Source organism: Rhodopseudomonas sp. B29 (genome assembly GCF_000333455.1).
Lineage (GTDB): Bacteria > Pseudomonadota > Alphaproteobacteria > Rhizobiales > Xanthobacteraceae > Rhodopseudomonas.
Map to the genome: position 1 here is coordinate 1 of NZ_BADD01000349.1, position 25,204 is coordinate 25,204.

20 protein-coding genes and 2 pseudogenes are annotated in these 25,204 nt (G+C 66.0%); 13 read left to right on the top strand and 9 right to left on the bottom strand.

What is annotated here, in order from left to right; genetic code table 11:
* From I5M_RS12550 to hpaH, 3 genes are all read right to left on the bottom strand, one after another.
* On the bottom strand, window positions 1–918 hold a 918-nt coding region (locus I5M_RS12550; protein ID WP_022721719.1), incomplete at its 3' end, for an aldehyde dehydrogenase family protein.
* The gene (locus I5M_RS12555) at window positions 911–1,309 is read right to left on the bottom strand and encodes a 5-carboxymethyl-2-hydroxymuconate Delta-isomerase (RefSeq protein WP_022721720.1); all 399 of its coding nucleotides are present in this window, start codon (window positions 1,307–1,309) and stop codon (window positions 911–913) included. The genes I5M_RS12550 and I5M_RS12555, both read right to left, overlap by 8 nt.
* 19 nt (window positions 1,310–1,328) lie before the next feature.
* On the bottom strand, window positions 1,329–2,135 hold the full coding sequence (hpaH, locus tag I5M_RS12560) for a 2-oxo-hept-4-ene-1,7-dioate hydratase (RefSeq protein WP_022721721.1): 807 nt from the start codon (window positions 2,133–2,135) through the stop codon (window positions 1,329–1,331).
* 181 nt (window positions 2,136–2,316) lie between these two features.
* On the opposite strand from hpaH, the gene hpaR reads away from it, so the two are divergent.
* The 7 genes and pseudogenes from hpaR (at window position 2,317) to I5M_RS12595 (ending at window position 13,720) form a co-directional block, all read left to right on the top strand.
* The gene (gene hpaR, locus I5M_RS12565) at window positions 2,317–2,871 is read left to right on the top strand and encodes a homoprotocatechuate degradation operon regulator HpaR (RefSeq protein ID WP_031336198.1); all 555 of its coding nucleotides are present in this window, start codon (window positions 2,317–2,319) and stop codon (window positions 2,869–2,871) included.
* Between the two features lie 87 nt (window positions 2,872–2,958).
* The gene (locus I5M_RS12570; protein ID WP_022721739.1) at window positions 2,959–4,044 is read left to right on the top strand and encodes a malate/lactate/ureidoglycolate dehydrogenase; all 1,086 of its coding nucleotides are present in this window, start codon (window positions 2,959–2,961) and stop codon (window positions 4,042–4,044) included.
* A 145-nt stretch (window positions 4,045–4,189) separates the two neighbouring features.
* Window positions 4,190–4,966, top strand: coding sequence for an HpcH/HpaI aldolase/citrate lyase family protein (locus I5M_RS12575; protein ID WP_022721722.1), 777 nt, complete (start codon window positions 4,190–4,192; stop codon window positions 4,964–4,966).
* 137 nt (window positions 4,967–5,103) lie between these two features.
* Complete coding sequence (locus tag I5M_RS12580; protein WP_022721723.1) at window positions 5,104–6,627, top strand: UxaA family hydrolase; 1,524 nt, start codon at window positions 5,104–5,106, stop codon at window positions 6,625–6,627.
* Between the two features lie 358 nt (window positions 6,628–6,985).
* Window positions 6,986–10,326, top strand: a pseudogene (locus tag I5M_RS29660) (DUF2126 domain-containing protein).
* Window positions 10,327–10,349: 23 nt separating this feature from the next.
* Window positions 10,350–12,845 carry a circularly permuted type 2 ATP-grasp protein gene (locus tag I5M_RS12590; protein ID WP_022721726.1) on the top strand — a complete coding sequence of 832 codons (2,496 nt, stop codon included), beginning with the start codon at window positions 10,350–10,352 and terminating at the stop codon, window positions 12,843–12,845.
* The gene (locus I5M_RS12595) at window positions 12,842–13,720 is read left to right on the top strand and encodes a transglutaminase family protein (RefSeq protein WP_022721727.1); all 879 of its coding nucleotides are present in this window, start codon (window positions 12,842–12,844) and stop codon (window positions 13,718–13,720) included. Before I5M_RS12590 ends, I5M_RS12595 begins: the two co-directional genes overlap by 4 nt.
* 162 nt (window positions 13,721–13,882) lie before the next feature.
* Here I5M_RS12595 and I5M_RS12600 read toward each other — a convergent pair whose 3' ends face one another.
* The 5 genes from I5M_RS12600 to I5M_RS12620 all read right to left on the bottom strand — a co-directional run bounded on the left by I5M_RS12600 (window position 13,883) and on the right by I5M_RS12620 (window position 18,989).
* On the bottom strand, window positions 13,883–15,313 hold the full coding sequence (locus tag I5M_RS12600) for an FAD-dependent oxidoreductase (protein ID WP_022721728.1): 1,431 nt from the start codon (window positions 15,311–15,313) through the stop codon (window positions 13,883–13,885).
* A 55-nt stretch (window positions 15,314–15,368) separates the two neighbouring features.
* Window positions 15,369–16,349: an ABC transporter substrate-binding protein gene (locus I5M_RS12605; protein ID WP_022721729.1), complete on the bottom strand. Its 981-nt coding sequence runs from the start codon at window positions 16,347–16,349 to the stop codon at window positions 15,369–15,371.
* Window positions 16,350–16,484: 135 nt separating this feature from the next.
* A complete protein-coding gene (locus I5M_RS29665) occupies window positions 16,485–17,372 on the bottom strand; it encodes an ABC transporter substrate-binding protein (RefSeq protein WP_051048729.1) in 888 nt (295 codons plus the stop codon).
* Window positions 17,353–18,144, bottom strand: coding sequence for an ABC transporter ATP-binding protein (locus I5M_RS12615; protein ID WP_022721730.1), 792 nt, complete (start codon window positions 18,142–18,144; stop codon window positions 17,353–17,355). The genes I5M_RS29665 and I5M_RS12615 overlap by 20 nt, the downstream gene beginning before the upstream one ends.
* Window positions 18,141–18,989, bottom strand: coding sequence for an ABC transporter permease (locus I5M_RS12620; RefSeq protein WP_022721731.1), 849 nt, complete (start codon window positions 18,987–18,989; stop codon window positions 18,141–18,143). Before I5M_RS12620 ends, I5M_RS12615 begins: the two co-directional genes overlap by 4 nt.
* Window positions 18,990–19,189: 200 nt before the next feature.
* On the opposite strand from I5M_RS12620, the gene I5M_RS12625 reads away from it, so the two are divergent.
* Window positions 19,190–19,651: a MarR family transcriptional regulator gene (locus I5M_RS12625; RefSeq protein ID WP_022721732.1), complete on the top strand. Its 462-nt coding sequence runs from the start codon at window positions 19,190–19,192 to the stop codon at window positions 19,649–19,651.
* A gap of 37 nt (window positions 19,652–19,688) precedes the next feature.
* On the opposite strand, the gene I5M_RS12630 is transcribed toward I5M_RS12625, so the two are convergent.
* Entirely contained in the window at window positions 19,689–20,588 is a 900-nt protein-coding gene (locus tag I5M_RS12630) for a LysR family transcriptional regulator (protein ID WP_022721733.1), read from the bottom strand.
* Between the two features lie 84 nt (window positions 20,589–20,672).
* On the opposite strand from I5M_RS12630, the gene I5M_RS12635 reads away from it, so the two are divergent.
* The 5 genes and pseudogenes from I5M_RS12635 to hpnP all read left to right on the top strand — a co-directional run.
* The gene (locus tag I5M_RS12635; protein WP_022721734.1) at window positions 20,673–21,419 is read left to right on the top strand and encodes a sulfite exporter TauE/SafE family protein; all 747 of its coding nucleotides are present in this window, start codon (window positions 20,673–20,675) and stop codon (window positions 21,417–21,419) included.
* Between the two features lie 41 nt (window positions 21,420–21,460).
* Window positions 21,461–21,685, top strand: a complete 225-nt coding sequence (locus I5M_RS32240; RefSeq protein WP_148287868.1) for a hypothetical protein — start codon at window positions 21,461–21,463, stop codon at window positions 21,683–21,685.
* A 173-nt stretch (window positions 21,686–21,858) separates the two neighbouring features.
* Window positions 21,859–22,314 (top strand): cache domain-containing protein, encoded by a 456-nt coding sequence (locus I5M_RS12645; RefSeq protein ID WP_022721736.1) that lies wholly within the window; start codon window positions 21,859–21,861, stop codon window positions 22,312–22,314.
* 44 nt (window positions 22,315–22,358) lie between these two features.
* Window positions 22,359–24,062 carry a methyl-accepting chemotaxis protein gene (locus tag I5M_RS12650; protein ID WP_031336203.1) on the top strand — a complete coding sequence of 568 codons (1,704 nt, stop codon included), beginning with the start codon at window positions 22,359–22,361 and terminating at the stop codon, window positions 24,060–24,062.
* A gap of 245 nt (window positions 24,063–24,307) precedes the next feature.
* Window positions 24,308–25,204, top strand: a pseudogene (gene hpnP / locus I5M_RS12655) (hopanoid C-2 methylase); the annotation flags it as partial.

Here is a 25,204-nt window from a genome sequence, read left to right on the forward strand (position 1 = left end):
CAGCGAGTAGATCATGAACACCACGGCGTCGAGCGCGCGGTCGAGATCGGCATCGTCGAACACGATCACCGGGTTCTTGCCGCCGAGTTCGAAGTGCACGCGCTTCAGCGTCGGGGCGCCCTGCGCCATGATGGCGGCGCCGGTGGCGGTCTCGCCGACGAAGGCGATCGCCTTGATGGCCGGATGCTCGGTCAGCGCCTTGCCGGCCTCTTCGCCGAAGCCGTGCACGGTGTTGAGCACGCCGTTGGGCAGCCCGGCGTCCTTGCAGATCCGCGTCAGCATGTCGGCCGTCACCGGCGACCACTCGGCCGGCTTGTGCACGACCGTGCAGCCGGCCGCGAGCGCGGGCGCGATCTTCCAGGTCGACAGCATGAACGGCGTGTTCCACGGCGTGATCACGCCGACAGGGCCGATCGGCACACGGGTCGAGACGTTCCAGTGCTCGTCGCTCGGCGTATTCAGCCCGTCACGCGCTTCGGCGCATTTGTCGGCGAAGAAGCGGAAATTTTCGGCGGCGCGGACCGCCGCCTTGGCCATGAAGCGATGCGCCTGACCGGTGTCGATGCATTCCAGCACGGCGATGTCGTCGGCGCGCGCTTCGATCGCGTCGGCGATCTTGTTCAGAATCTTTCGGCGCTTGGCCGGCGCCATGTCGCGCCACGCCGGAAACGCATCCTTTGCAGCCTTTGAAGCGCGGTCGATATCAGCAGCCGTGCCGCGCGCGACCTGCGCCAGCACCGTATTGTCGATCGGCGACGACGTCTCGAACGTCTCGCCGGACAACGACGGCACGATCTCGCCATTGATCAGATGGCCGATGCCGTCGGCGCGAAGCCGCTTCAGCAGCGGCGCGGCGCGGTCGAGATTGGCCTGGAAGGCCGAACTCGTCTTCGGGGAAAGTGTGGCGGCATCAGCCATGTCGGGCCTCGGCAATCAAGAGATCGTGGATGGAGTTGCGCTTCCACGAAGTTTCCTTGTCGTTGATCATCATGTCGAACGACAGCGCGAAACCTTCGTCGGCGAACAGCGGGTCGAGATAGTGGGACAGCTTGTCGAAGACGTGCTGGCCGGCCTTCTTGCGCGCGGCGAGGTCGCGGCCTTCGCCGATGCGCAGCAGCATCGCCATGAAGGCGAAGCCGTCGCGGCCGTCGGCGATCGCGTAGGTGTCGCAGCGGATGGCGCGCACGCGAATGCCGCCGATCGGGAAGATATCGGTTTCGAGCGCCGAGGTGCGGACGAGTTCGACCACAGCGCGCATGTCGACGCGATCGTCGAGATTGGCGGAGTATTCGATGGTGAAATGCGGCATCGTTGCCTCGCTCAGTTCATCATCCGAAGTAACAGCTGACGCTGCCATAGGCGCCATAGTCGGCCTGGATGGTGTCGCCCTTGCGGCATTCGATGGCGCGGATGAACGATCCGGCCAGCACCACCTGGCCCGGCTCCAGCGCCAGCCCCTGCGGTGCAATCTTGTTCGCGAGCCACGCTACCGCGGTGGCCGGATGATTGAGCACGCCGGCCGCGAGGCCGGTTTCTTCGAGCTGGCCGTTCTTGTAAGTCAGCGCGCCGATCCAGCGCAGGTCGGTATCAAGCGGTCGAATCGGCCGGCCGCCGACCACGATGCCGGCATTCGCCGCATTGTCGGCGATGGTATCGAAGATCTTGCGCGTCGCCTTCGTCTCCGGATCGACGCGTTGCACGCGCGTATCGAGGATCTCCAGCGCCGGCACGACGAAGTCGGTGGCGTTGAGGACATCGAAAATCGTGCAGTCGGGACCGGCGAGGCGATGCTTAATGACGAACGCCAGCTCGGCCTCGATCCGCGTCGCGATGAAGCGATCGGTCGGCACCACGCCGCCGTCATTGAAGAACATGTCGTCGAGCAGCACGCCGGAGTCCGGCTCGTCGATATTGAGCTGGCTCTGCATCGCCTTCGACGTCAGGCCGATCTTGTGACCGCGCACGCGCCGGCCCTCGGCGATTTTCAGATCGATCCACGCGCTCTGGATCGCGTAGGCGTCGGGAATCGTGATCGCCGGATGATCGAGCGACAGCTGACGAATCTGCACCTTGGTCTTTTCGGCCTGGTGCAGCCGTTCGGCCGCGGCGCGAATTTCGTTGCTCAACAACGCCATGCGTGGCTTCCGCCTTGATTTCCGTCCCTGCGCCGGCGCCGACAAAAACGCTCGCGCGCAAACTGATTAACATGTTAAATGATCGGGCTCAAACCCAAACATTGTTGTTGCGATGCAAAAATCCACCCCGCCGTCATTGCGAGCGAAGCGAAGCAGTCCAGCCGCCCGTTCCGAAGCTGGATTGCTTCGGCGCGATGCGCCTCGCAATGACGACGAAGAGGCAAAGAATAAAGACGCGCCCATTCGAGAGTTCTCGCGCTCGCTGCCGATGCTGCTGCTGCGCGGCCGCGAAGCCGTGATGCGGCATTTCCGGCCGCTGCTGCGCGCGCACGGCCTTAGCGAGCAGCAATGGCGCATTCTGCGCGCGCTCAGCGCTGTCGATGACATCGAAGTCACGGAGCTGGCGCACGACGCGTTTCTGCTCGGCCCCAGCCTGTCGCGTATCCTGCGCGATCTCGAAAGCCGTAAGCTGCTGGCGCGCAAGACGGCGCGTGAGGATCAGCGTCGCAGCATGGTGTCGATCACGCCGAAGGGGCTGAAGCTGATCGAAACCGTCGGCCCGTCTTCCGAGGCGATCTACGCGGAGATTGCGCGCCGCTACGGCGGGACGCAGCTCGGTGAGTTGCAGGATCTGCTGCGCGCCCTCGACGACAGCCTGTCGGCGATGCCGGTGCGCCATGCTGCGGGCGCGGTGGACAGCGACGCCGATTCTGGGTCAACTCGCCGGCGCAAATGACGGCCGCAGGCGATGCGCCGGGCCGCGATGGGAGGAGACGATGAGCGATCAGCCGAGCCGGCCCCGCGGGCGGGGAAGGGCGACTTCATGGTGACGCTGAAGGCCGACAAACTCATCGACTTCGTCGCCCAGGTGTTCGAGCGCGCCGGCTCGTCGAAAGACGAAGCGCGGCGCATCGGCAGCTATCTCACCACTGCCAATCTCACCGGCCACGACAGCCACGGCGTCATCCGCGTGCCTGTGTATATCCGCTGGCGCAACGCCGGCGCCGTGCATCCCGATCAGACCGTGGACGTGCCGGTCGATCTGCCGTCGCTGGCGGTGGTCGACGGCAAGTTCGGCTACGGCCAGACCGTCGGGCCGCAAGCCGTCCGGCTCGGCATCGACAAGTGCAAGGCGCAGGGCCTGTCTGCAATCGCGCTGAAGAACGCCGGCCATATCGGCCGCATCGGCGATTGGGCCGAGATGGCGGCCGCCGAAGGGCTGGTGTCGATCCATTTCGTCACCGCCGCCGGCTCCATTCTGGTCGCGCCGTTCGGCGGCACCGAGCGCCGGCTGTCGACGGCGCCTTATTGTGTCGGCATCCCGCGCCCCGGCGCGGCGCCGGTGGTGCTCGATCTCGCGACTTCGATCGTCGCCGAAGGCAAGGTGCTGGTCGCCGCGCGCGGCGGCAAGAAGCTGCCGAAGGGCGCGCTGATCAATCCCGACGGCTCCCTCAGCGAGGACCCGGCGACGCTCTACGGCCCGCACGAAAAAGATGGTCCGATCAATCACGCCAACGGCAAGGGCGCGATCCGCGCTTTCGGCGAGCACAAAGGCTCGGGCCTGGCGCTGATCTGCGAACTACTCGGCGGCGCGCTCACCGGCAACGGCGCGACTGGTCCGAACCGGCCGTTCGCCAACGGCATGTTCTCGATCTATGTCGATCCGCAGCGCATCGATCCGGCGCACGTCTTCGATGCCGAGGTGACGCGCTACATCGACTTCTTCAAAAGCTCGAAGACCGTCGCCGGCGTCGATCAGGTGCTGATCCCCGGCGATCCCGAGACCGCGACGCGCGCCGAGCGCGTCGCCAACGGCGTCCCGCTCCCCGACGACACCTGGGCCGCCATCGTAGCCACCGCGCGCGAGGTCGGCGTGTCCGAGCAGGCCATCCAGGCGGCGACGGCGTGAGGCGCTTACTCCACATTCGTCCGTCATGCGCGGGCTTGACCCGCGCATCCATCCTTCTTCGCAAGATGGATCGCCGGGTCAAGCCCGGCGATGACGCAGAAAACCAAGAACATCGACCAATTGAAAAAGTCTCGAGGAACTAACAATGGCAAACAAAGTCAAACAACTCTGGGCCTCCGGCAAGGCGGTGCTCAACGGCTGGCTGGCGATCCCGTCGGGGTATTCGGCCGAGGTGATGGCGCAGTGCGGATTCGACAGCGTCACCGTCGATATCCAGCACGGCGTGCAGGACTATCAGTCGATGGTCGCCTGCTTCCAGGCGATGCAGGCGCATCCGGTGACGCCGATGGTGCGGGTGCCGTGGAACGAGCCGGGCATCATCGGCAAGGTGCTGGACGGCGGCGCTTACGGCGTGATCTGTCCGATGATCAACACCAGGGAAGAAGCCGAGAATTTCGTCCAGTATTGCAAGTACCCGCCGCGCGGCACGCGCAGCAATGGCCCGATCCGCGCCGGCCTGTACGGCACGGCCGGCGCGTATCAGACGACGGGCAACGACGAAACGCTGTGCATCCCGATGATCGAGACCCGCACCGCGGTCGAGAACATGGAAGCCATCCTCGACGTCGAAGGCATTGCCGGCGTCTATGTCGGGCCGAGCGATCTCGGCTTCTCCTACGGCCTCGTGCCCAAGCTCGACCGCGATGAGCCGGAGATCCTGAAGATCTACGACAAACTGCTCAAGGAATGCGACAAGCGCGGCATCTATCCGGGCATTCACTGTTCCGGCCCCGAAGGCGCGGCGCGCAACATCGGCCTCGGCTTCAAGCTGGTGACGCTGAACAGCGACAGCGGCATCATGGCAACCGCCGCGAAGCAGTGGGTCGGCGAGACGCGGAAGAATTCGGGCGGCAAGGCGTAAAGAGCCCTCGTCATTCCGGGGCGCGCGAAGCGCGAGCCCGGAATCCATAACCACCGCCGGGAGTATGGATTCCGGGCCTGCGCCCAAGAGGGCGCATCCCGGAATGACGAACGAGAAAAAGTTCAAGGAGCAACCGTATGCCCCCATCCCCCACCATCCGCCTGCATCCCGACGACGCAGTGCTGATTGCGCGGACGACTTTGCTGCCCGGAGTGGAGGTCGCGCCCGGGGTTACGACCAGCGACCGCATTCCCGCCGGCCACAAGGTCGCGATCCGCTCCATCGTGCAGGGCGAGCCGATCCGGCGCTACGGCCAGATTATCGGCTTCGCTACCCAGCCGATCGCACCCGGGCAGTGGGTGCATACGCAGAATTGCGGCATGGGCGATTTCTCACGCGACTACGCTTATGGGGTCGATGCCAGGCCGACGGCCTTCGTCGACACGCCCGCCAGCTTCGACGGCATCGTCCGCAGCGACGGCCGCGTCGCCACCCGCAACTACATCGGCATCCTCACCAGCGTGAATTGCAGCGCCCATGTCGCCTCGATGGTCGCCGATGTGTTCAAGCGCAATCCGTTCTCGGGCCACGATCCGCTCGCCGACTTCCCCAATGTTGACGGCGTCGTCGCGCTGACCCACAAGACCGGCTGCGGCATGACGCAGGACGAGCCGCTAACCATTCTGCGCCGCACGCTCGGCGGCTACGCGCGCCATGCCAATTTCGCGGCGGTGGTGGTGCTCGGGCTGGGGTGCGAAATCAACCAGATCGGCGGACTGATGGCCGAGCAGAAGCTCGCCGGGCGCCTCCGCGAACTCGAGATCCAGCAGCTCGGCGGCACCCGCAAGAGCGTCGAGGCCGGCGTCGCCTTCGTGCGTGAAGCCCTGGCCGACGCCAACAACGTGAAGCGCGAGAAGGTGGCGGCGAGCGAACTCACCGTCGCCCTGCAATGCGGCGGCTCGGACGGTTACTCCGGCATCTCGGCCAATCCGGCGCTCGGGGCCGCAAGTGACTTGTTGGTTAGCCATGGCGGCACCGTCGTGCTGTCGGAGACGCCCGAGACCTATGGCGCCGAGCATCTGCTGACCCGCCGCGCGGTGTCGCGCGAGGTCGGCGAGAAGCTCGTCGGGCTGATGCGCTGGTGGGAAGACTACACGGCGCGAGAAGGCGCCGAGATGAACGCCAACCCGTCGCCCGGCAACAAGGCGGGCGGCCTCACCACCATCCTGGAAAAGTCGCTCGGCGCGATGGCCAAGGCCGGCTCGACCAATTTGGTCGACGTGCTCAACTACGCCGAAGCGATCACCCGCAAAGGCTTCGTGTTCATGGACACGCCCGGCTACGATCCGGTCGCTGCCACCGGGCAGGTCGCCGGCGGTGCTAATCTGGTCTGCTTCACCACCGGCCGCGGCAGCGTGTTCGGCTGCAAGCCGGCGCCGTCGATCAAGCTCGCCACCAACACGCCGATGTTCACCCGGATGGAAGACGACATGGACATCAATTGCGGCACCATCCTCGACGGCAGCGAAACCGTCGAGCAATGCGGCGAGCGCATCTTCGAGCTGATGCTGAAGACGGCGTCCGGCCAGCCGACCAAGAGCGAAAGCTTCGACTTCGGCGCCGCGGAGTTCGCACCCTGGGTGCAGGGCGCGACGATGTAGGTGCGCCATGCTGGCATGATAGATTGCACGGCGCGCCAGCCCGCACAGCCGTCATCCTTCGCGGATGCGGAGGACCCAGTATCCCAGAGCGCCGATGTTCGGCGATGACGCTCGGACGCAACAAGGACTCTCTGGAATACTGGGTCGCCCGCCTGCGCGGGCGATGACGGCATTGGGCGTTGCGGGCCACCGTGTCCACCCAAGTCCGAGAGCGGGCGACCCCGATCTTACCCGCTTTCGCGGGCGGTGACGCGGTGCTTGAGGCTTCGCCCCTTCCTTAATCACCCCTTGCCCTTTGTTCGCACTTGATCGCCCTGGGTTCCGGTGTTCTGCTCAAAATGAATGCTGGAGCTGCCTCGTGTCGATCTTCGTCGCCCTACATCACGTCACGCATTATAAATACGACCGCCCGGTCGACATCGGCCCCCAGACCATCCGGCTGCGCCCGGCGCCGCACACCCGCACGCCGATCCTGTCGTATTCGCTCAAGGTCACGCCGGCGAACCACTTCATCAACTGGCAGCAGGACCCGCAGGGCAATTGGTTGGCGCGGTTCGTGTTTCCGGAGAAGGCCGAGGAACTCAAGATCGAGGTCGATTTCACCGCGGCGATGACGGTGATCAATCCGTTCGACTTCTTCGTCGAGAGCTACGCCGAAAGTTTCCCGTTCGCCTATAGTAACGATCTGCAGCACGAGCTGGCGCCGTATCTGGCGACGATCGAGCCCGGGCCGCTGTTCAAGGAGTATCTGGCGTCGATCCCGCGCGAGGCCGAGAGCACCGTCAACTTTCTGGTCGATCTCAACGCCAAGCTGCGCGAGCGCGTCAACTACATCATCCGCATGGAGCCCGGCGTGCAGACGCCGGAAGAGACGCTGGCGAACGGCAGTGGCTCGTGCCGCGACTCGGCGTGGCTGCTGATCCAGACGCTGCGCCATCTCGGCCTCGCGGCGCGCTTCGTCTCCGGTTACTTGATCCAGCTCCGTCCCGACATTCAGTCCCTCGACGGCCCCAAGGGCGCGACCAGCGACTTCACCGATCTGCACGCCTGGGCCGAAGTCTATCTGCCCGGCGCCGGCTGGGTCGGCTTCGACGTCACGAGCGGCCTGCTCGCCGGCGAGGGCCACATCCCGGTCGCGGCCACGCCGCATTATCGCACGGCGGCGCCGATCTCCGGCGTCGTCGGCTTCGCCAATGTCGACTTCAACTTCGAGATGAAGGTCGAGCGCATCCGCGAGGCGCCGCGCATCACCCGGCCGTTCTCCGACGAATCCTGGGCCCGGCTCGATGCGCTCGGCGACAAGGTCGACGCCGATCTCGTCGCGAATGACGTGCGGCTGACGATGGGCGGCGAGCCGACCTTCGTGTCGATCGACGACATGGAGTCGCCGGAGTGGAACGTCGCGGCCGTCGGCGGCGCCAAGCGGATGCTGGCCGACGATCTGATCCGCAAGCTGCGCACGCGCTTCGCGCCCGGTGGCTTGCTGCATTTCGGCCAGGGCAAATGGTACCCGGGCGAAAGCCTGCCGCGCTGGGCCTTCGGCCTGTACTGGCGCAAGGACGGCCAGCCGATCTGGAACAACCCGGACCTGATCGCGCCGGTGGTCGGGCAGCGACCCGCCAAGGTCGAGGAGGCCGAGCAGTTTGCGATCGGCACGGCGCAGCGCCTCGGGATCGATACCGAGTACGTCCTGCCGGCGTTCGAAGATCCGAACCATTGGCTGCAGAAGGAAGCCAGCCTGCCGCCCAATGTCGATCCGTCGGACTCAAGGCTCGCCGATCCGGAAGAGCGCGCGCGGATGGCGCGGGTGTTCGATCTCGGTCTGAATACGCCGCGAGGCTTCGTGCTGCCGATCCAGGCCTGGCAGGCGGAAGCGGCTCAGGCCGCCAAGAAGCGTTGGCGCAGCGAGCGCTGGAGCTGCGCCGCGGCAAGTTGTTCCTGATCCCCGGCGACTCGCCGATGGGGCTGCGGTTGCCGATCGCCTCGCTGCCGCATATTCCCGAGGAGGACTATCCCTACATCGTCGAGCGCGATCCGCTCGATCCGCGCGGCCCGCTGCCGAGCTACGCGCCGCCGTCCTACACGCCGCCGCCCGCGGCGGAGCAAATGTCGGTGTTCGAGCAGGCGCCGTCGGCTTCGGGTGCAGCGAACCAGAATGTCGAGGAACAGAAGCTGCGCAAAGGCGGCGTCCGCACCGCGATGTCGATCGAGATCCGCGAAGGCGTGATGTGCGCCTTCATGCCGCCGACCGAGACCATCGAGGACTATCTCGAACTCGTCAGCGCAGTCGAGGCGACCGCGCAGGAGATGCAGATCCAGGTTCACATCGAGGGCTATCCGCCGCCTTACGATCCGCGCATCGAGGTCATCAAGGTGACGCCCGATCCCGGCGTGATCGAAGTCAACATTCAGCCGGCGGCGAGCTGGCGCGAGGCGGTGGCGACGACCTTCGGCCTCTACGAAGACGCAGCCCAGGTCCGGCTCGGCGCTAATCGCTTCCTGATCGACGGCCGCCACACCGGCACCGGCGGCGGCAATCACGTCGTGATCGGCGGCGCCACGCCGGCGGATTCGCCGTTCCTGCGCCGACCCGATCTACTCAAGTCCCTGGTGCTGTTCTGGCAGCGCCATCCGTCGCTGTCCTATTTGTTCTCCGGCATGTTCATCGGCCCGACCAGCCAGGCCCCGCGTATCGATGAAGCGCGCCACGACTCGCTGTACGAGCTGGAGATCGCGCTGGCGCACGTGCCGCCGCCCGGCGTCAAGGCGCCGCTGTGGCTCGCCGACCGCTTGTTCCGCCACATCCTGGTCGATATCACCGGCAATACGCACCGCGCCGAGATCTGCATCGACAAGATGTACTCGCCGGATAGTTCGACGGGCCGGCTCGGCCTCGTCGAATTCCGCGCGCTCGAGATGCCGCCAGATCCGCGGATGTCGCTGGCGCAGCAGCTGCTGATCCGTGCGCTGATCGCGATGCTGTGGCGCGAGCCCCTGGACGGCAAATTCGTGCGCTGGGGCACGACGCTGCACGATCGCTTCATGCTGCCGCATTTCCTGTGGGAGGATTTCCGCGACGTGCTCGGCGAACTCGGCCGCGCCGGCTACGCGTTCGAGCCGGAGTGGTTCACCGCCCAGCTCGAATTCCGTTTTCCGGTGTTCGGCAGCGTGCATCACGGCGGCGTCACGCTGGAAGTGCGCCAGGCGCTGGAGCCGTGGCATGTGCTCGGCGAGGAGGGCTCGGCCGGCGGCACCGTGCGCTATGTCGACTCGTCGGTGGAGCGGCTGCAGCTCAAGGCCGAAGGCTTCGTCGAGGGGCGACACATCATCACCTGCAATGGCCGCCGCCTGCCGATGACGCCGACGGCGCGCTCGGGCGAGGCGGTGGCGGCGGTGCGGTTCAAGGCATGGCAGCCGGCGTCGGGCCTGCATCCGACCATTCCCGTGCATTCGCCGCTGGTGTTCGACATCGTTGACTCTTGGAACGGCCGCTCGCTCGGCGGCTGCGTCTATCATGTGGCCCATCCGGGCGGGCGGTCCTACGAGACCAAGCCGGTCAACTCCTATGAAGCGGAGGCGCGGCGGCTGGCGCGCTTCCAGGATCATGGGCACACCCCCGGCAAGATCGACCCACCGGCCGAACAACGCACACTTGAATTCCCCCTGACCCTCGACTTGCGGACGCCGCTGCTGCATTGATTGAGGCGGCAGAAGGGGGCGAGATGGCGCAGCAGGGCCCGTCAAAACGCATGCGTCCGCGCGAGCGCAAGCTGGCGCAATGGGCGGGCGGTTACGCACGCCTGCCCGGCATCCCCGACGAGTTCATCGGCGAGGACGGCGCGCCGCGCCCGGTGTGGAGCCGCTATTTCGAAGCCTTCGCCGGCCTGCCAGCAGACGAGATCGAGCGCCGCTTCGCCGCCGCCGACCGGCATTTGCGCGATGCCGGCGTCACCTACAGGGCGCCCGGCGAGACCGCCGAACGCGCCTGGCAGCTCAGCCACGTGCCGCTCTTGATCGGCGAGACAGAGTGGCAGCAGATCGCCGACGCCATCGCCCAGCGCGCCACCCTGCTCGAGCGCGTGCTGCACGATATCTACGGCGACGGCCGGCTGATCGCCGACGGCGCATTGCCCGCCGCCGCCATCGCCGGCAGCGCCGATTATCTGCGCGCGGTTTCCGGCATCAAGCCGCCGCACGGCCGCTATCTGCATCTCTACGCCGCCGATATCGGCCGTGGCCCCGATGGCCGCTGGTGGGTGCTGGGCGATCGCACCCAGGCGCCGTCGGGCGCCGGGTACGCGCTGGAAAATCGCCTGGTGCTGTCGCGCGCCTTCACCGATCTCTACAAATCGATGAATGTCGAGCGCGTCGCGCCGTTCTTCGAGGCGTTTCGCGACAGCCTGCGCGCCAGCGCCGATCGCGACGAGCCGCGCATCGGCTTGCTGACGCCCGGCGCGTTCAGCGAAACCTATTTCGAGCACTCGACGCTCGCCCGCTATCTCGGCTTCCTGCTCGTCGAAGGCGACGACCTCGCGGTGTCGGGCGATCGGCTGCACATCCGCACCGTCGCCGGCCTCAAGCGCATCGACGTGCTGCTGCGACGCGTCGATTCCAACTCGCTCGATCCCTTGGAGCTCGACGCCTCGTCGCAGCTCGGCGTCGCCGGCCTCATCGACGTGCTGCGCAAGGGCGGCGTGGTCGTCGCCAACATGCCGGGCTCGGGCGTCATCGAGTCGCGCGCACTGCTCGGCTTCCTGCCGTCGCTGGCGCGTCGCCTGCTCGGCGAAGATCTCAAGATGCCGCACATTGCCACCTGGTGGTGCGGCCAGGCCTCGGCGCGCGAGGAAGTGCTGTCGCGGCTCGACGATTTCGTCATCGAGGGCGCGTATGGCGGCGGCGTGCCCGGTTTCTCGCATCACGGCCCGGTGCTGCCGGCCGAATTGCCGCCGGTGGTCCGCGATCACTTACGCGACGCCATCGCGTCGCGCGGACTCGACTACGTGGCGCAGGAGCAGGTGCGGCTCTCGACCACACCGGTGTGGGACGACGGCAAGCTGGCGCCGCGGCCGTTCGTGCTGCGCGTGTTCGCCGCTGCCACCGAGCACGGCTGGAGCATCATGCCGGGCGGCTTCTGTCGCATCGCCGATCGGCTCGACTCGCGCGCGGTGTCGATGGGCGAGGGCGCCCGCGCCGCCGACGTCTGGGTGGTGGCCGATCACGCGGTGTCGGCGGCGTCGCTGCTGCCGGCGACCGAAAGCGTCCGCATCCGCCGCATCACCGGCGTGCTGCCGAGCCGCGCCGCCGACAATCTGTTCTGGCTCGGCCGTTACTTGGAGCGTGCCGAAGCGACGCTGCGATTAGTTCGGGCACTGTCGGCACCGCAGCGCGATCCCGGCAAGGGTCCGCTCCATCACGCCATCGAACGTATTCAGCGCCTGCTGACGACTTGGGGCGCGACCTCGCTCGGTGCTCGGTCGAGCACGGCCAGAATCGCCGCCGATGCGCTGCAAGGCGAAGAGTTCGGCTCGGCGCTGTCGCTGATCCGCTCTGCGCAACGCAACGCCTCGTCGCTGCGTGAACGGCTGTCGCCGGACGCCTGGCAGTGGATCAGCGCTATGGCCGACAAGCTGACGACGCCGGTCGATGACGAAGAAGCGGTGATCCTCGCCGCCGAGGTCGCGCTGCAGGAACTCTCCAGCTTCTCGGGCCTGGCGCAGGAGAACATGAATCGCGCCGCAGGCTGGCGCTTCCTGCGCATGGGCCGCCGCGTCGAGCGCGCCATCAACACCGCGCGGTTCACCCGGCAATTCGCCTTCGACGAGGCGAGCGTCGAAGACCTCGACGTGCTGCTGACGCTGGTCGACAGCCAGATCACCTATCGGTCGCGCTATCTGGTGGCGCCGCTGTTGGCGCCGGTGCGGGACCTCGCGGTGCTCGATCCCTACAATCCGCGTTCGGTGGCGTTCCAGGTCGCGGAGCTCGTCGAGCACATCGCCAGCCTGCCGCAGCTTCGCGAAGGCGGCCTGATCGAGCGACCACAGCGACTGGCGGTGGCGCTGCAGGCCAGGCTGACGACGGACGAGGCGGCCGCGCTCGACACCCGCGCGCTGTTCGCGCTGGAGCAGGATCTGCTGACGCTGGCCGACGCCATCGGCTCGCACTACTTCCCGCATGGAGCCAGCGCGACGCGGCCGGAAAAGCTGACGGGGCTGGCTTGATCTACGATATTCGCCACGTCACGACCTACAGCTACGGCAGCCAGGTGAGTTTCGCGCGCTGCTCGCTGCGGCTGCGGCCGCTCAGCGAGCCCGGCCAGCGGTTGATCTCGCACAGCGTCGACATCAAGCCGCGTCCGGCCAGCCGGTTGCAGCGCACCGACTTCTTCGGCACGCTGACTGAAAGCATCGTCATCGAGGCGCCGCACAAGCTGCTGCGCATCGACAGCCGCTCGCGCGTCGAGGTCGACCGCACGCCGCCGGCGCGCGACAGCGCCAGCGCGCCGTGGGACGCCATTCGCGATGCGGCGCTGCAAGTGCCGCGGCTCGATGCGCGTTCGCCGATCAACTACGTGTTTCAGAGCCCGCTGACGCCGATCCTCGCCTCCGTCACCCGCTACGCGGCGCAGAGCTTCGGTCCCGGCCGCGGCATCGTCGCCGGCAGCGCCGAGCTGATGCGGCGCATCCATCGCGATTTCAAATACGACGCCAAGGCGACGGTGATTTCGACGCCGCTCACCGAAGTGTTCGACAAGCGCCACGGCGTCTGCCAGGACTTCGCTCATGTGATGATCGCCGGCCTGCGGGGCCTCGGCCTGCCGGCCGCCTATGTCAGCGGTTACTTGCGCACCTATCCGCCGCCCGGCCAGGAGCGCCTGCAAGGCGCCGACGCCACCCACGCCTGGGCGGCAGTGTGGTGCGGCGACGAACTCGGCTGGATCGGCTTCGATCCCACCAACGACATCCTCGCCGCCAACGACCACATCGTCCTCGCCATGGGCCGCGACTTCTCCGACGTCTCCCCCGTCGACGGCGTCATCGTCGGCTCGCGCAAGCAGAAGCTCGGCGTGGCGGTGGATGTTGTGCCGGTGGAGTAGCCACCCAGACGCCGTCATGCCCGGCCTTGTGCCGGGCATCCACGTTCTTGGACGCTCGTGGGCCGCAAGACGTGGATGGCCGGGCCTTCGCCGCGCCGAAGCGGCAACGGCCGCGCAAGCGGGACAAGCCCGGCCATGACGACGAGGTTGAACGATCGCTCCTCAAAAATACGGCGTCGTCCACTCCAGCTCTTTGGGCTTGATCTTCTGCTCGATGCAGCGCGCGGCGGCGTAGCCGGCGATCTCACCGGTCTGGGTGCACCATGGGAAGTTACGCATCACCATGAACAGCGTGCGGTACTCGAACGACAGCGAGGCGCCGGTCAGGATCATGTTATCGATCGACTTCGGCAGGAAGCTGCGGAACGGCACTTCGAAATCGTGCTTGTTGAAGCCTTCCCAGAAGAACGTCTTGGTCATCGGCTTGCTGATCGCGTCGCGGAAGCGGCGGCCGGCGCGAACGTCCTCGATATTGACGACGTATTCGCCGATCGGGTGGCGGCCGTCGCGGATGCCGACGAAGCGGCCGACATTAGCGATGGTGGCATGCTCGAAGCCCGGCACGTATTTGCGCAGGAATCGCGCTTCGGCGTTGATGAAGCCGCGCAGCTCCTGCTTCGCCCGCGTATGGTCGGCGATGGTGTCGTCCATGTGCAGCGCCCATTCGTAGGGTACGTTCTGCCACAGTACGTAAGTGCCGTTCTCCGCCATCGGGCTCATGTCGAGCGTCGGATGGCCGATATAGGCTTCGCCATAGACGTTGTCGCCGGACATCCGCGGCCGGTACACGCCCTCGGGCAGGTCGCCGGCGGCGGCGGCCTCCGCCATCACTTTCTGCAACTCCGGATCCTTGGCGGATTCCTGATGCGAGATCAGCCGCAGCAGTTCAATGCCGGTCATGATCCAGAGCAGGCCGCCGGGGATCGGCCGCTGCACGCCGTCCCAAGCGGTGCCGCGCGGCTGCGGTCCGCCGCCGCGCACGAACGGCGCGCCCGACCGCGCCACCAGCTCGCCGGTGCCCGAGCCTTCGATGAAGATCTTGCCGGCGATCGCCTGCAGGCCGCTGGCATTCTCGACCAGAATGGCCGTGATGGTGCCGTCGCCGGGCCCGCTGCGATCGACGATGGCGTCGACAAAGGTGGTGCCGTAGAGCGCGGTGACGCCGGTCTCCTTGAGCATCGTCGACATCACGCAGCCGGCGCCTTCGGGATTGAAGGACATCCGGCGGAAATCGCTGCCCAGGGGCTTCTTGCGTTCGTAGTGCGACAGCGGATTGCCGGCCCAGCCGGGATGCGTGCTCTGGGTCGCGGTGTAGATGTGGCCCTCGGCCGCGAACCGCTCCATCAGTTCGGTGTGGATGCCACCGACGCCGCTATCGGCCGCGCCCTGCAGCCCCGAAGTGTGCACACCGCCCGGCATGTCGAAGCGCTCGACCATGATGGTGCGCGCGCCCATGCGCGAGGCCTGTAGTGCGGCCGCGAAACCGCCCGGGCCGCCGCCGACCACGACGACGTCGGCCTCGTAGGCGATGGGGACTTGGTAGTGGCGGCTGATCGCGGGCGCGGCGGGAGTAGTCGAGGCAGGGGCGGTCATGCAGGGACTCTTGTTGCGGCACTTGATAGTGGCGCCGGGCAATGGGAGAAGGGGATCAGCCGGCGAAGAAGCTAGCATCCACCGGCTTCGGCAGATCCTTTTCGGCGGCGAGAAGTTCGCTGCTGCGGATCACCGCCTGCCGCGCCTTCGGATCGGCCATGGATTCGAAGCGGTAGCTCAGGCGGCCGGATTTGGTAGCGTCGACCAGAGTGCTGGCCGGCAGCTTGGTATCTTTTTCGGCCGCCGCGTAGGCGGCCTGTGGATCGGCCTCCATCGCATCGGCTGCTGCGGCGAAAGTCTTGAACAGACGGTCGGCGATGCCGGGATGCTTGTCGAGCGCAGCCTGGCGGATGGCGAGTCCGAGGAACGGCATCACCGTGCCCTCGTGCTTCTGGTAGTCTTCGCCGATATTGAGCAGCACGCGCAGCTTCGGGTTCTTCAGCATGCCGATGGTGACACTCGGCTCCCAGGTCATCGCCGCGTCGGCGCGGTCGGCCAGCACCAGCGTGACGCCGCCGAGCGGATGATCGACGGTCTGCACCGTCGTCTCCTTCTCGAGGTCGAAACCGTGGAAGCTGCGGATCAGTGACTTCATCAGCCGGAAAGTGCCGGACGAGGTTGGCGCCGCCAGCGTCTTGCCGCGCAGATCCTCGATGCTGCGGATGTTGTCCGACATCGTCACGATGTTGAGCAGGTTGCCGGGATTGATACCGCACAGATACTTGACGGGTACGCCGCCGAAGGCGCGCACCGCGAACGTGTCCCAGCTGCCGAAGCACATGTCGAACGCGCCGGCGACGAAATCACCGTAGTAAGTCGTCAGCGACGAATACGGAATTGGCGGCGCCAGCGCGACGCCGTTCTGGCGGTCGAAGCCTTTGGCGAGTGTGGTCTGCATGAACGCCGGGACGAAACCCGGAGTGAACGTCGCCCAGGTGAGGCTCGGCAGATCGTCGCCGAGCGCCAACCGCGGCATCGCCAGCCCAGCGGCGGTGCCGGCCATCGCTTGCATGAATCGTCGTCGCGAAGCAGCCATGTCAGTGTCTCCCCTCGACGATGATCAGGCGGCGAAGAAGCCGGCTTCGGCCTTGCGCGTCAGCACGCCCTGACGCGTCAGGATCTCCGATGCCGTGGTGATGGTGGCCTGAACCTTGGGATCGCTGGCTGCCCCTTAGGCGAGCTTGAAAGCGCCCGAGGCGCGGGCGATTTTAAGGGTCTCGACGTCAATCTTGGTTCGCGGCGCGTACTGCGCGGCGATGGTGTCGAACTCGCCGTCGATCAGCGCAACCGCATCGGCGAAGGCGGCGTTGAGCTTCTGCGCCAGCCCCGGATTGGCGGCGAGGATCTCCTGGCGGACGTTGACGCAGAAATACGGCAGGTCGCTGCCGATCTTGTCGCGGAAGGCGTGGCCGGCGCTGAAGATCACGCCGAGATCGGAGCGCTTCTGCATGCCGTTGCTGATCATCGGCTCCCAGGCGACCGCGGCGTCGGCGCGGTCGGCGATCACCAGCGTCACGCCCTGCGCCGGGTTGTCGGCGTTCTGCACCTGCGCGATGCTTTCGATGTCCTCGCCGGCGATGTCCTTGATCATTGCCCGCGTCATCCGGTACACGCCCGACTGCTGCGGCGCCGCGATGATCTTGCCCTTGAGATCGGCGATCGATTTGGGCCCGCCCTTGGCGGCGATCACGCCGATCATGTCGGCGGTCATCAGCGTGCACAGCAGTCGGCACGGCACGCCGCCCTGATAGCGCGTCAGCACCGGATCCCAACTCGCGATGATCACGTCCGAACTGCCGGCGACGAAATCGTTGAACAGCGTGCCGATCGACGCGTTGAGCACCGGCTCGCCGAGCGCGAAGCCGTGCTTCTGGTCGAGTTTGCGGTCGCGGATGACGTCGTAGAACACCGTGGTGAAGCCCGGGGTCGCGGTGGCACAGCGGACCTGCGGCACCGTGTCCGCGCGCAGCAATGCGGGCGCGGCGATGACGCCTGCGCCCGCCGCGAGCGCGCCCAGCACGGTGCGGCGCGACAGCGCGTCAATTGTTGTCGTCTTCATTGTGTCCTCCCAGAGCGGTTTCGATCTGCGCCCGGCATTGTTCGCGGGTCTGTTCGTTGAGGCGGGCTTCTGCCAGCGGCATTTCCAGCATGATGCGGGCGCCGGGGCCGAGCACGATGACGCGGTCGGCCATCTCGAGCGCGTCATCGATGCGATGGGTGACGATCAGGCAGGTCTTGCCGAACTGTCGCGCCACCTTGCAGAAATCGGCGCGCAGCGAGCGCGACGTGACGTGATCGAGCTGGCTGAACGACTCATCGAGCAGGATCAGCTCGGGATCGACCGCCAGCGCGCGTGCCAGCGACACCCGCTGGCGCATGCCGCCGGATAGTTCGTGTGGACGCTTGTGCTCGGAGCCGGCGAGATTGACGCTGGCGAGACATTCGATCGCCTTGGCACGCGCAATCTTGCGATCGATGCCGAGAATGAGAAGACCGAGTTCGGCATTCTCGACCGCGGTGCGCCACGGCAACAGACGGTCGGTTTGAAATGCGACGGCAAGCTTGCCTTTCAGCGATTTGAATTCGCCATAAGGGTCGGCGCCGGCGACGCTGACCGCACCGGCATCGGCGCGCATCGTGCCCATAATGATGTTGAGCACCGTGGTCTTGCCGGCGCCGGTGCGGCCGAGCAGCGTGACGATCTCGCCGCGGCCGACATTGAAGGACAAATTGTCGACTACAAGGTGGCCGCCGAACTTTTTGCGCACGCCGCGCAGCGAAATGACTGGAGCCGTGGCGACGGCATCGAAGGATTTTGCAAGCATGTTCATCGCACCGCCGCTTCCTGGCGCCAGCCGAGCGCCGCCTTCTCGATCGCGGTGACGAGGAGTTGCAGCACGATGTTGAGGACGACCAGGAAGAAGGTCCAGGCGAGCACCTCGTCCATATGGAAGGTGGATTGCGCCAGACCCATCCGCGAGCCGACGCCGATCGCGGAGGCGACCAGCTCGGCGAAGATCACCATGCGGGTGGCATAGCCGATCACCGACTTGGTGGTGAGGATCACGTAAGGCACGAGATGCGGCACGATCAGATAGCGCAGCGTCTGCCATTGCGACGGGCGGAAGCTCTCGATCATGTCGACGAGGTCTTTCGGCAGCGCGCGGAAGCCGTCGTAGATGCTGAGCGCGTAGAACGGGATCAGGATCATCACCAAGATGAAGAAGATCCGCTTCTCCGGATTCTTGAACCAGAACACCGCCAGCAGAATCCACGACAGCGCCGGGATGCCGGTGTCGATCACCACCAGCGAGCGGACGAACGGACGCAGCAGCGGCGACAGCGCCATCACCAGCCCGAGGAGGACGCCGGCGACGAGCGAGAACGACAACGCCGCGGCCAGCCGGCCGAGCGTCGCCAGCACATGGAAGTAATCAGTGTGTGCCAGTCGCCAGATTGCGCCTGAGACGGCCTCGGGCGACGGCATGATGTAGTCGGGGACGTACCAGCTGGCGATCTGCATCGCCGCAAGCAGGATCAACACGACCACCACCGTCGCGCCGGCTTCGCGGATGGATGGGCGCGTAACGACAAATTTGAACAGGGCGGCAGCTCGACCGCCATCCGGCGGCGGCTCACTCTCGGTGGCGATCGCCCGATCCTGAGCAGTCTGCAATGGCCGGTCTCCTCCTTGAAACACCGATGCGGCAAGCCGCTCGGCTCTCTTGTTGATTTCAACTTAACATGTTCACTTGAGGCGTCAAGCGCGGCTTGGCATAATTCGAATCGCTCCCAGACAAAGGACGACGCGTGCCCCTCTCCACACCGCCCGGCAGCAACAGCAAGCGACAGCGAGCATCGACAGCGACGAAACCCGTGGTGGTCGACGAGACGGCGATACCGTTCGAGCCGGCCCTTCCCGTCGCATTGTTACGTGGGCGCGAAGCGGTGATGGCGCATATGCGGCCAATCCTGCGCAAGCACGGCACCACGGAACAGCAGCTGCGGGTGCTGCGCTCTCTCAATGACCAGCAGCCGATGGATAAGACCACGCTGACCAACCATGCAGCACTGCTGATGCCGAGCCTGCTACGCATTCTGAAGGATCTGAAGACGGCAGGACTAATCCGGTTGGTGCGTTCAACCACCAACCGTCGCCTCAGTGGCGTGATCCTCACCGCGCGCGGTGCCGCCTATGCGGAGGTGGTGACAGCGGAGCTCTCGCAGAAAGGCGTCGAACTCAAGCAGGTCATTGGCGCAGAAACTGTCGACCAACTGCTGCAGTTGCTACGGACTGTCGAACTTCGCCTATCCGCGCTGCGTCCTCCGGATGCGTGACGAGCGGTCGCATCGGCGTATGGGCCGGCTGCGACGACTATCTCGCGGCAGTCGACTCGATCGTGAGATGCTCCACTAATCGCCGCGCGTGCGTCGGCAGCGCGTCGAGTCGTCGAACCACTACACGCAGGCGCCGCTCCGCCCACGCATCTGACAACGGCACCAGCACTAATCGATCGTCTTGCCGCCATCGCTGAGCAGCTGCCTCCGGCACCACGGCGACGCCGGCGCCGAGTGCGACCATGCGGCACGCGACATCGAGGCCGCGGACGCGCACGCGCATCCGGACACGTGCGCCGGTTCGTGCGGCGTGTTCGGCGAGATGCTCGCCGAGTGCGCTGTCGTCCGACAGGCCGACGAACTCGCTCCCAAGAGCCTCTGCGAAGGCGACTTTGTCGTGGCCGCCCAGCGGATGTCCGCACGGCACGATCAGTGTCAGCCGGTCGATGCGGAACGGCAGCACGGACAGACCGGTCATGTTGGCGTGGTCGGCGGCGATGCCGATGTCCGCGAGCCCCTCGGCGACACCTTGAGTGACCTCGTGGCTGGAGCGCTCTTCCAGTTCCACATCGATACTGGGATTAGCCGCAAGAAAAGCTGCCAGCGTCTCCGGAAGGAATTCGGCTGCGGCCGCGGTGTTGGCGAGTACTCGAATCTGGGACCGCAGCCCGCGGGCATATTCGCCGAGTTCGCCGCGCATCCGCTCGATCTGTCCGGTGACGAGGCGTGCGTGGTGCAGCAGCGTTCGTCCAGCGGAGGTCAGTTCGACGCCGCGATGTCCCCGCTCGAACAGCGGAACGCCGGCCTGTTCCTCCATGCCACGGACGCGCGCACTGGCCGACGCCAGCGCGAGGCCGGAGCGGCCGGCGCCCGCCGTGATGCTCCCCTCCTCGGCAACGTGAAGGAACAGCCGCAAATCGGTGAGATCAAAGTGCATCCGCGGCTCCCTTCGTCACAGACAGAGGCAGACTATCAAAGTCCCGCATTGTGGGAAGCGGCGTGGCGGGCGAGCGTCCTGATTATGACCGACCCAGGAACCAGCTTTCTGCTCATTACCGGCACGTTTATCCTTGCCGGGACGGTCAAAGGCATGACCGGGTTGGGTCTGCCCACCGTCGCTATGGGGCTTCTCAGCCTGTCGATGCCGCCGGTCGAAGCGGCGGCGCTGCTGCTGATGCCTTCGTTCGTGACGAATGTCTGGCAGCTCTTGTCGGGGCCTCGCCTATGGGGGCTGCTGAGCCGTCTTTGGGGGATGATGGCTGCCATCATGCTCGGGACTGTCGCTGGTGCGGGACTGATCGCCGGCGGCGCCGGCCGTTCGACCATGCCGGTGCTCGGCCTCGCGCTCGCGCTGTATGGCGCGAGCGGTCTGCTCAAGCCGCGCCTGACAATTCCTGCGCGGATGCAGACATGGGCTGGCCCCCTGGTTGGTGTCGCAACCGGCATCGTCACCGGGGCCACCGGCGTGTTCGTGATTCCCGCGGTGCCGTATCTCGGGTCGCTCGGCCTGGAGCGTGATGAAATGGTTCAAGCGCTTGGCCTGTCCTTCACGGTCTCGACCGTGGCGCTCGCTGTCGGGCTCGCTGCGCACCATGCGCTTCCGGGCATCGCGATTGGTACTTCGCTGCTCACGCTGGGGCCCGCGCTGGCCGGCATGCTGTTCGGTGGGTGGATTCGGACGCGGATCAGGGCCGAGACCTTTCGGACGATCTTCTTCACCGGCCTGGTGCTGCTCGGCGGCGAACTCGTGTGGCGGGGCATCGCCTGACCGCGCGATGCATGTCGGATCCGCAACCCGGAGGATGGCGTATGAAGAGGCCGCAGTATTCCTCTGATAACCATGCTGCGATTGATCCCATGCTGGTGATGGTCGCGAGCATCCTGGCACTGCTCGATGTCGCCGCGGCAGCGGAACGTTGGATCGCGCCGTCTCGGCAGGCGATCGTCCCTGTCGTGACTGAACCCGTGAAGCCGGCTGAACGCTGTCCTCTCCCCCCACCGGAGGAACTGCGTGACATGATTGGTCGAGATTAGTCCGGTGGCCGAATACCCGGTGGCCGTCGAGCTTGTGCGCCGCCAACCGGGTTTGATTACATTTTCCAGTCCCTCGTAACTACCACAGGTAGTAAATTAACCCCGCTTTCGCGTTTGCTTGAGAGCTTCGGGGGTGACATTGGCGCCTTTCGGGCGCGCAGGGGAGATTGTCGATGACTAAGCATTTCACGGCAGCCGTGCTGACGGCGGTGGTCGGCCTGTCTGCCGGTTCGGCGTTTGCAGGAGCTGGCAAGGACGACGCCATCGCCATGGTCAAGAAGGCAGTCGCCACCATCAAGGCCGACGGTGCCGACAAGACATATCCGGTCATCAGCGACAAGGCCGGTCCGTTCGTCAAGGACGACCTCTACGTCGTCGTCTATCAGCTCGACGGTAAGGTGCTGGCGCACGGCGCCAACGCCAAGTTCATCGGCAAGGACATGATCGACGCGCAGGACGTCGACGGCAAGCTCTACGTCAAGGAGCGCGTCGAACTTGCCGCCAAGCAGCCGTCGTTCTGGCAGGACTACAAGTTCGTCAATCCGGTGAGCAAGAAGGTCGAGCCCAAGGAAATGTATTGCGAGCGTGTCGACGACACCGCCGTCTGCGCCGGCGTCTACAAGCAGTGAACGACGGCGTGGGACGGCACACCGTCTCGCGCGCGGGTGGCGGCATGACCAGATTGATCAACAATATCGGGCTGCGCTGGAAGCTTCAGCTCGCTCCGGCGTTTCTCGTGATCGTGCTGATCGGCCTCGGCGCCGCGGCGCTGGAGGCGCTGCGCAGCAATCAGCAAAGCGTCGACGTACTGGTATCGGGTCCGGTGCATCTCGCCGAAGTCGCGGCCGATCTCAACACCGCGGCCTGGACTGCGCACGCCAAACTGTACCGGATGGCGGCGACGGCGGCCAACGAGACCGACGCGGCCAAACTCGCCCGCGTTTCAAAGGAGGCGCTCGACGCAATCGCGCGCATCGCGCAGCCGCTGGCGGAAGTCGAAAAGTCACTTGGCGCTGCCGCCGCCAAGCCGGGCTTCCAGAAGCTCAAGGCGGCCGTCGCCAGCTACCAGAAACAGTCCAGGAACGCCATCGAGATGGCCGACGGTGACGCCGGCTCGGCGCTGCTGTTCATCAAGAGCGCGGAAAAGAGCTTCGCCGAGATCGACAAGCAGGGTGACGATCTGATTGTCACCAGCAACGAAACCCGCGACCGCGAAATCGCCCGAGCCGGCCAGGAGCTGGAGCGGCAGCAATGGCTGCTCGGCGGCGTGCTGCTCGGCGTGTCACTTGCCGGCATTTTGGTGTCGTTCCTGATCGGTCGCGGCATCGCGCGGCCGGTGGTGGCGATGACGGCGGCGATGCGGCAGCTCGCGTCGGGCAATTTCGCCGTACAACTGCCAGGCCTCGGCCAGCGCGACGAAGTCGGCCAGATGGCGCGCGCTGTCGAGGAATTCAAACTCGCCGCGGTCACCAAGGCGGAGCGCGACCACAACGAGCGCGAGGCGCGCGAATGCGAGGCCGCCGCCGCCCGCCGCGCCGAGCTGCATCAGCTCGCCGACAGTTTCGAAGCCGCAATCGGTCACATCGTCGAGCAGGTCGGTTCGGCGTCGAAGGGGCTCGAGGTTTCGGCCGACGCGCTCGCCAAGGGCAGCGCGGCGACCCAGCAACTCGCCGCGGTGGTGGCCGCCGCGTCGTCCCAGACGTCGAGCAACGTGCAGGCTGTCGCGTCGGCCAGCGAGGAGATGACGGCCTCGGTCGAGGAGATCGGCCGTCAGGTCCGGCAGTCGCGCCAGATCGCCGACGAGGCGGTCAGCCAGGCCGACAAGACCGACGCGCGAATCTCCAGGCTGGCAGAAGCCGCCGGCCGCATCGGCGACGTCACCAAGCTGATCACCACCATCGCGGGCCAGACCAATCTGTTGGCGCTCAACGCCACCATCGAATCCGCCCGTGCCGGCGAGGCCGGGCGGGGATTTGCCGTGGTGGCGCAGGAGGTCAAGGCGCTCGCCGAGCAGACCGCCAAGGCCACCGAGGAGATCAGCGCCCAGATCGATCAGATCCAGTCGGCCACCCAGGAGTCGGTGGTGGCGATCAAGGAGATCGGCGGCACCATCGGTCGGCTGGCGCACATCTCCAACACCATTGCGGCGTCGGTCGACGAGCAGGGCGCCGCCACGGCCGAAATCTCCCGCGGCGTGCATCAGGCCGCGGTCGGCACCAACCAGGTCGCCGCCTCGATCGTCGACGTCAATCGCGGCGCCGCCGATACCGGCGCGGCTTCGGCCGAGGTGCTGACCTCCGCGCAAATGCTGTCGAACGAAAACGCCCGGCTGCGCGCCGAAGTGACGAAGTTCCTGGCGACCGTCCGAGTCGCCTGACTGGATCCGCCGCTTCGTGCGGCGGGTGCCCATTCCAAAATCAGCGGTGGCCTGACCTAGTTCGGCATGGTTAGATGCCGGGCAATGATTTTCTCTGCGCGATATTTTCCGGTGGTGCCGGAACACTTTAGGCGTTGGGCGATTATGCGACATGGCGCCGGTTCGGCGCTGCCTTTCGAACCGTCCCGCCGCCTCGGCCCACCCACTGTTGGGGGACATCTGGTTCGATCTCCCGGGGAGGTCCGATGAGAGCTGAATCTGGCCAGACCAGCCGCAATATCCTGTGCGTGTTTCCGCGCTACACCAAGTCCTTCGGCACCTTTCAGAATTCGTATTCGCTGCTGGACGGCGTGTCGGCGTTCATGCCGCCGCAGGGACTGCTGTTGATCGCCGCCTATCTGCCGGAGGAATGGTCGGTTCGCTTCGTCGACGAAAACCTCCGCCCCGCCACGGCCGCGGATTTCGAATGGGCCGACGCCGTGTTCGTCAGCGGCATGCACATCCAGCGCCAGCAGATGATCGACATCTGCAATCGCGCCCATATGTACGATCTGCCGGTCGCGCTCGGCGGTCCGTCGGTCAGCGCCTGTCCGGATTATTATCCGAATTTCGACTATCTGCATGTCGGCGAACTCGGCGACGCCACCGATCAACTGATCGCACGGCTGGCGCACGACGTGGCGCGGCCCAAGCGCCAGATCGTCCTCACCACCGAAGACCGCCTCGACATGGCGCTGTTTCCGATCCCCGCTTACGAGATGGCGGAGTGCAGCAAGTATCTGCTCGGCAGCATCCAGTATTCCTCGGGCTGCCCGTATCAGTGCGAATTCTGCGATATTCCCGGCCTCTACGGCCGCAATCCGCGGCTGAAGACGCCCGAGCAGATTATCGCCGAGCTCGACCGCATGGTCGAATGCGGCATCCGCGGCTCGGTGTATTTTGTCGACGACAATTTCATCGGCAACCGCAAGGCGGCGCTGGACCTGCTGCCGCATCTGGTCGAATGGCAGAAGCGCACCGGCTTCGCGCTGCAGCTCGCCTGCGAGGCGACGCTGAACATCGCCAAGCGGCCGGAAATCCTCGAATTGATGCGCGAGGCGTATTTCTGCACGATCTTCTGCGGCATCGAGACGCCGGACCCG

Excerpts from the sequence above, each read along its gene's own strand:
- I5M_RS12555 (WP_022721720.1), bottom strand. The coding sequence starts at position 1,309 with ATGCCGCATTTCACCATCGAATACTCCGCCAATCTCGACGATCGCGTC.
- hpaH (WP_022721721.1), bottom strand. The coding sequence starts at position 2,135 with ATGGCGTTGTTGAGCAACGAAATTCGCGCCGCGGCCGAACGGCTGCAC.
- I5M_RS12570 (WP_022721739.1), top strand. The coding sequence starts at position 2,959 with ATGGTGACGCTGAAGGCCGACAAACTCATCGACTTCGTCGCCCAGGTG.
- I5M_RS12575 (WP_022721722.1), top strand. The coding sequence starts at position 4,190 with ATGGCAAACAAAGTCAAACAACTCTGGGCCTCCGGCAAGGCGGTGCTC.
- I5M_RS12580 (WP_022721723.1), top strand. The coding sequence starts at position 5,104 with ATGCCCCCATCCCCCACCATCCGCCTGCATCCCGACGACGCAGTGCTG.
- I5M_RS12590 (WP_022721726.1), top strand. The coding sequence starts at position 10,350 with ATGGCGCAGCAGGGCCCGTCAAAACGCATGCGTCCGCGCGAGCGCAAG.
- I5M_RS12600 (WP_022721728.1), bottom strand. The coding sequence starts at position 15,313 with ATGACCGCCCCTGCCTCGACTACTCCCGCCGCGCCCGCGATCAGCCGC.
- I5M_RS12605 (WP_022721729.1), bottom strand. The coding sequence starts at position 16,349 with ATGGCTGCTTCGCGACGACGATTCATGCAAGCGATGGCCGGCACCGCC.
- I5M_RS29665 (WP_051048729.1), bottom strand. The coding sequence starts at position 17,372 with ATGAAGACGACAACAATTGACGCGCTGTCGCGCCGCACCGTGCTGGGC.
- I5M_RS12615 (WP_022721730.1), bottom strand. The coding sequence starts at position 18,144 with ATGAACATGCTTGCAAAATCCTTCGATGCCGTCGCCACGGCTCCAGTC.
- I5M_RS12630 (WP_022721733.1), bottom strand. The coding sequence starts at position 20,588 with ATGCACTTTGATCTCACCGATTTGCGGCTGTTCCTTCACGTTGCCGAG.
- I5M_RS12635 (WP_022721734.1), top strand. The coding sequence starts at position 20,673 with ATGACCGACCCAGGAACCAGCTTTCTGCTCATTACCGGCACGTTTATC.
- I5M_RS32240 (WP_148287868.1), top strand. The coding sequence starts at position 21,461 with ATGAAGAGGCCGCAGTATTCCTCTGATAACCATGCTGCGATTGATCCC.
- I5M_RS12645 (WP_022721736.1), top strand. The coding sequence starts at position 21,859 with ATGACTAAGCATTTCACGGCAGCCGTGCTGACGGCGGTGGTCGGCCTG.
- I5M_RS12650 (WP_031336203.1), top strand. The coding sequence starts at position 22,359 with ATGACCAGATTGATCAACAATATCGGGCTGCGCTGGAAGCTTCAGCTC.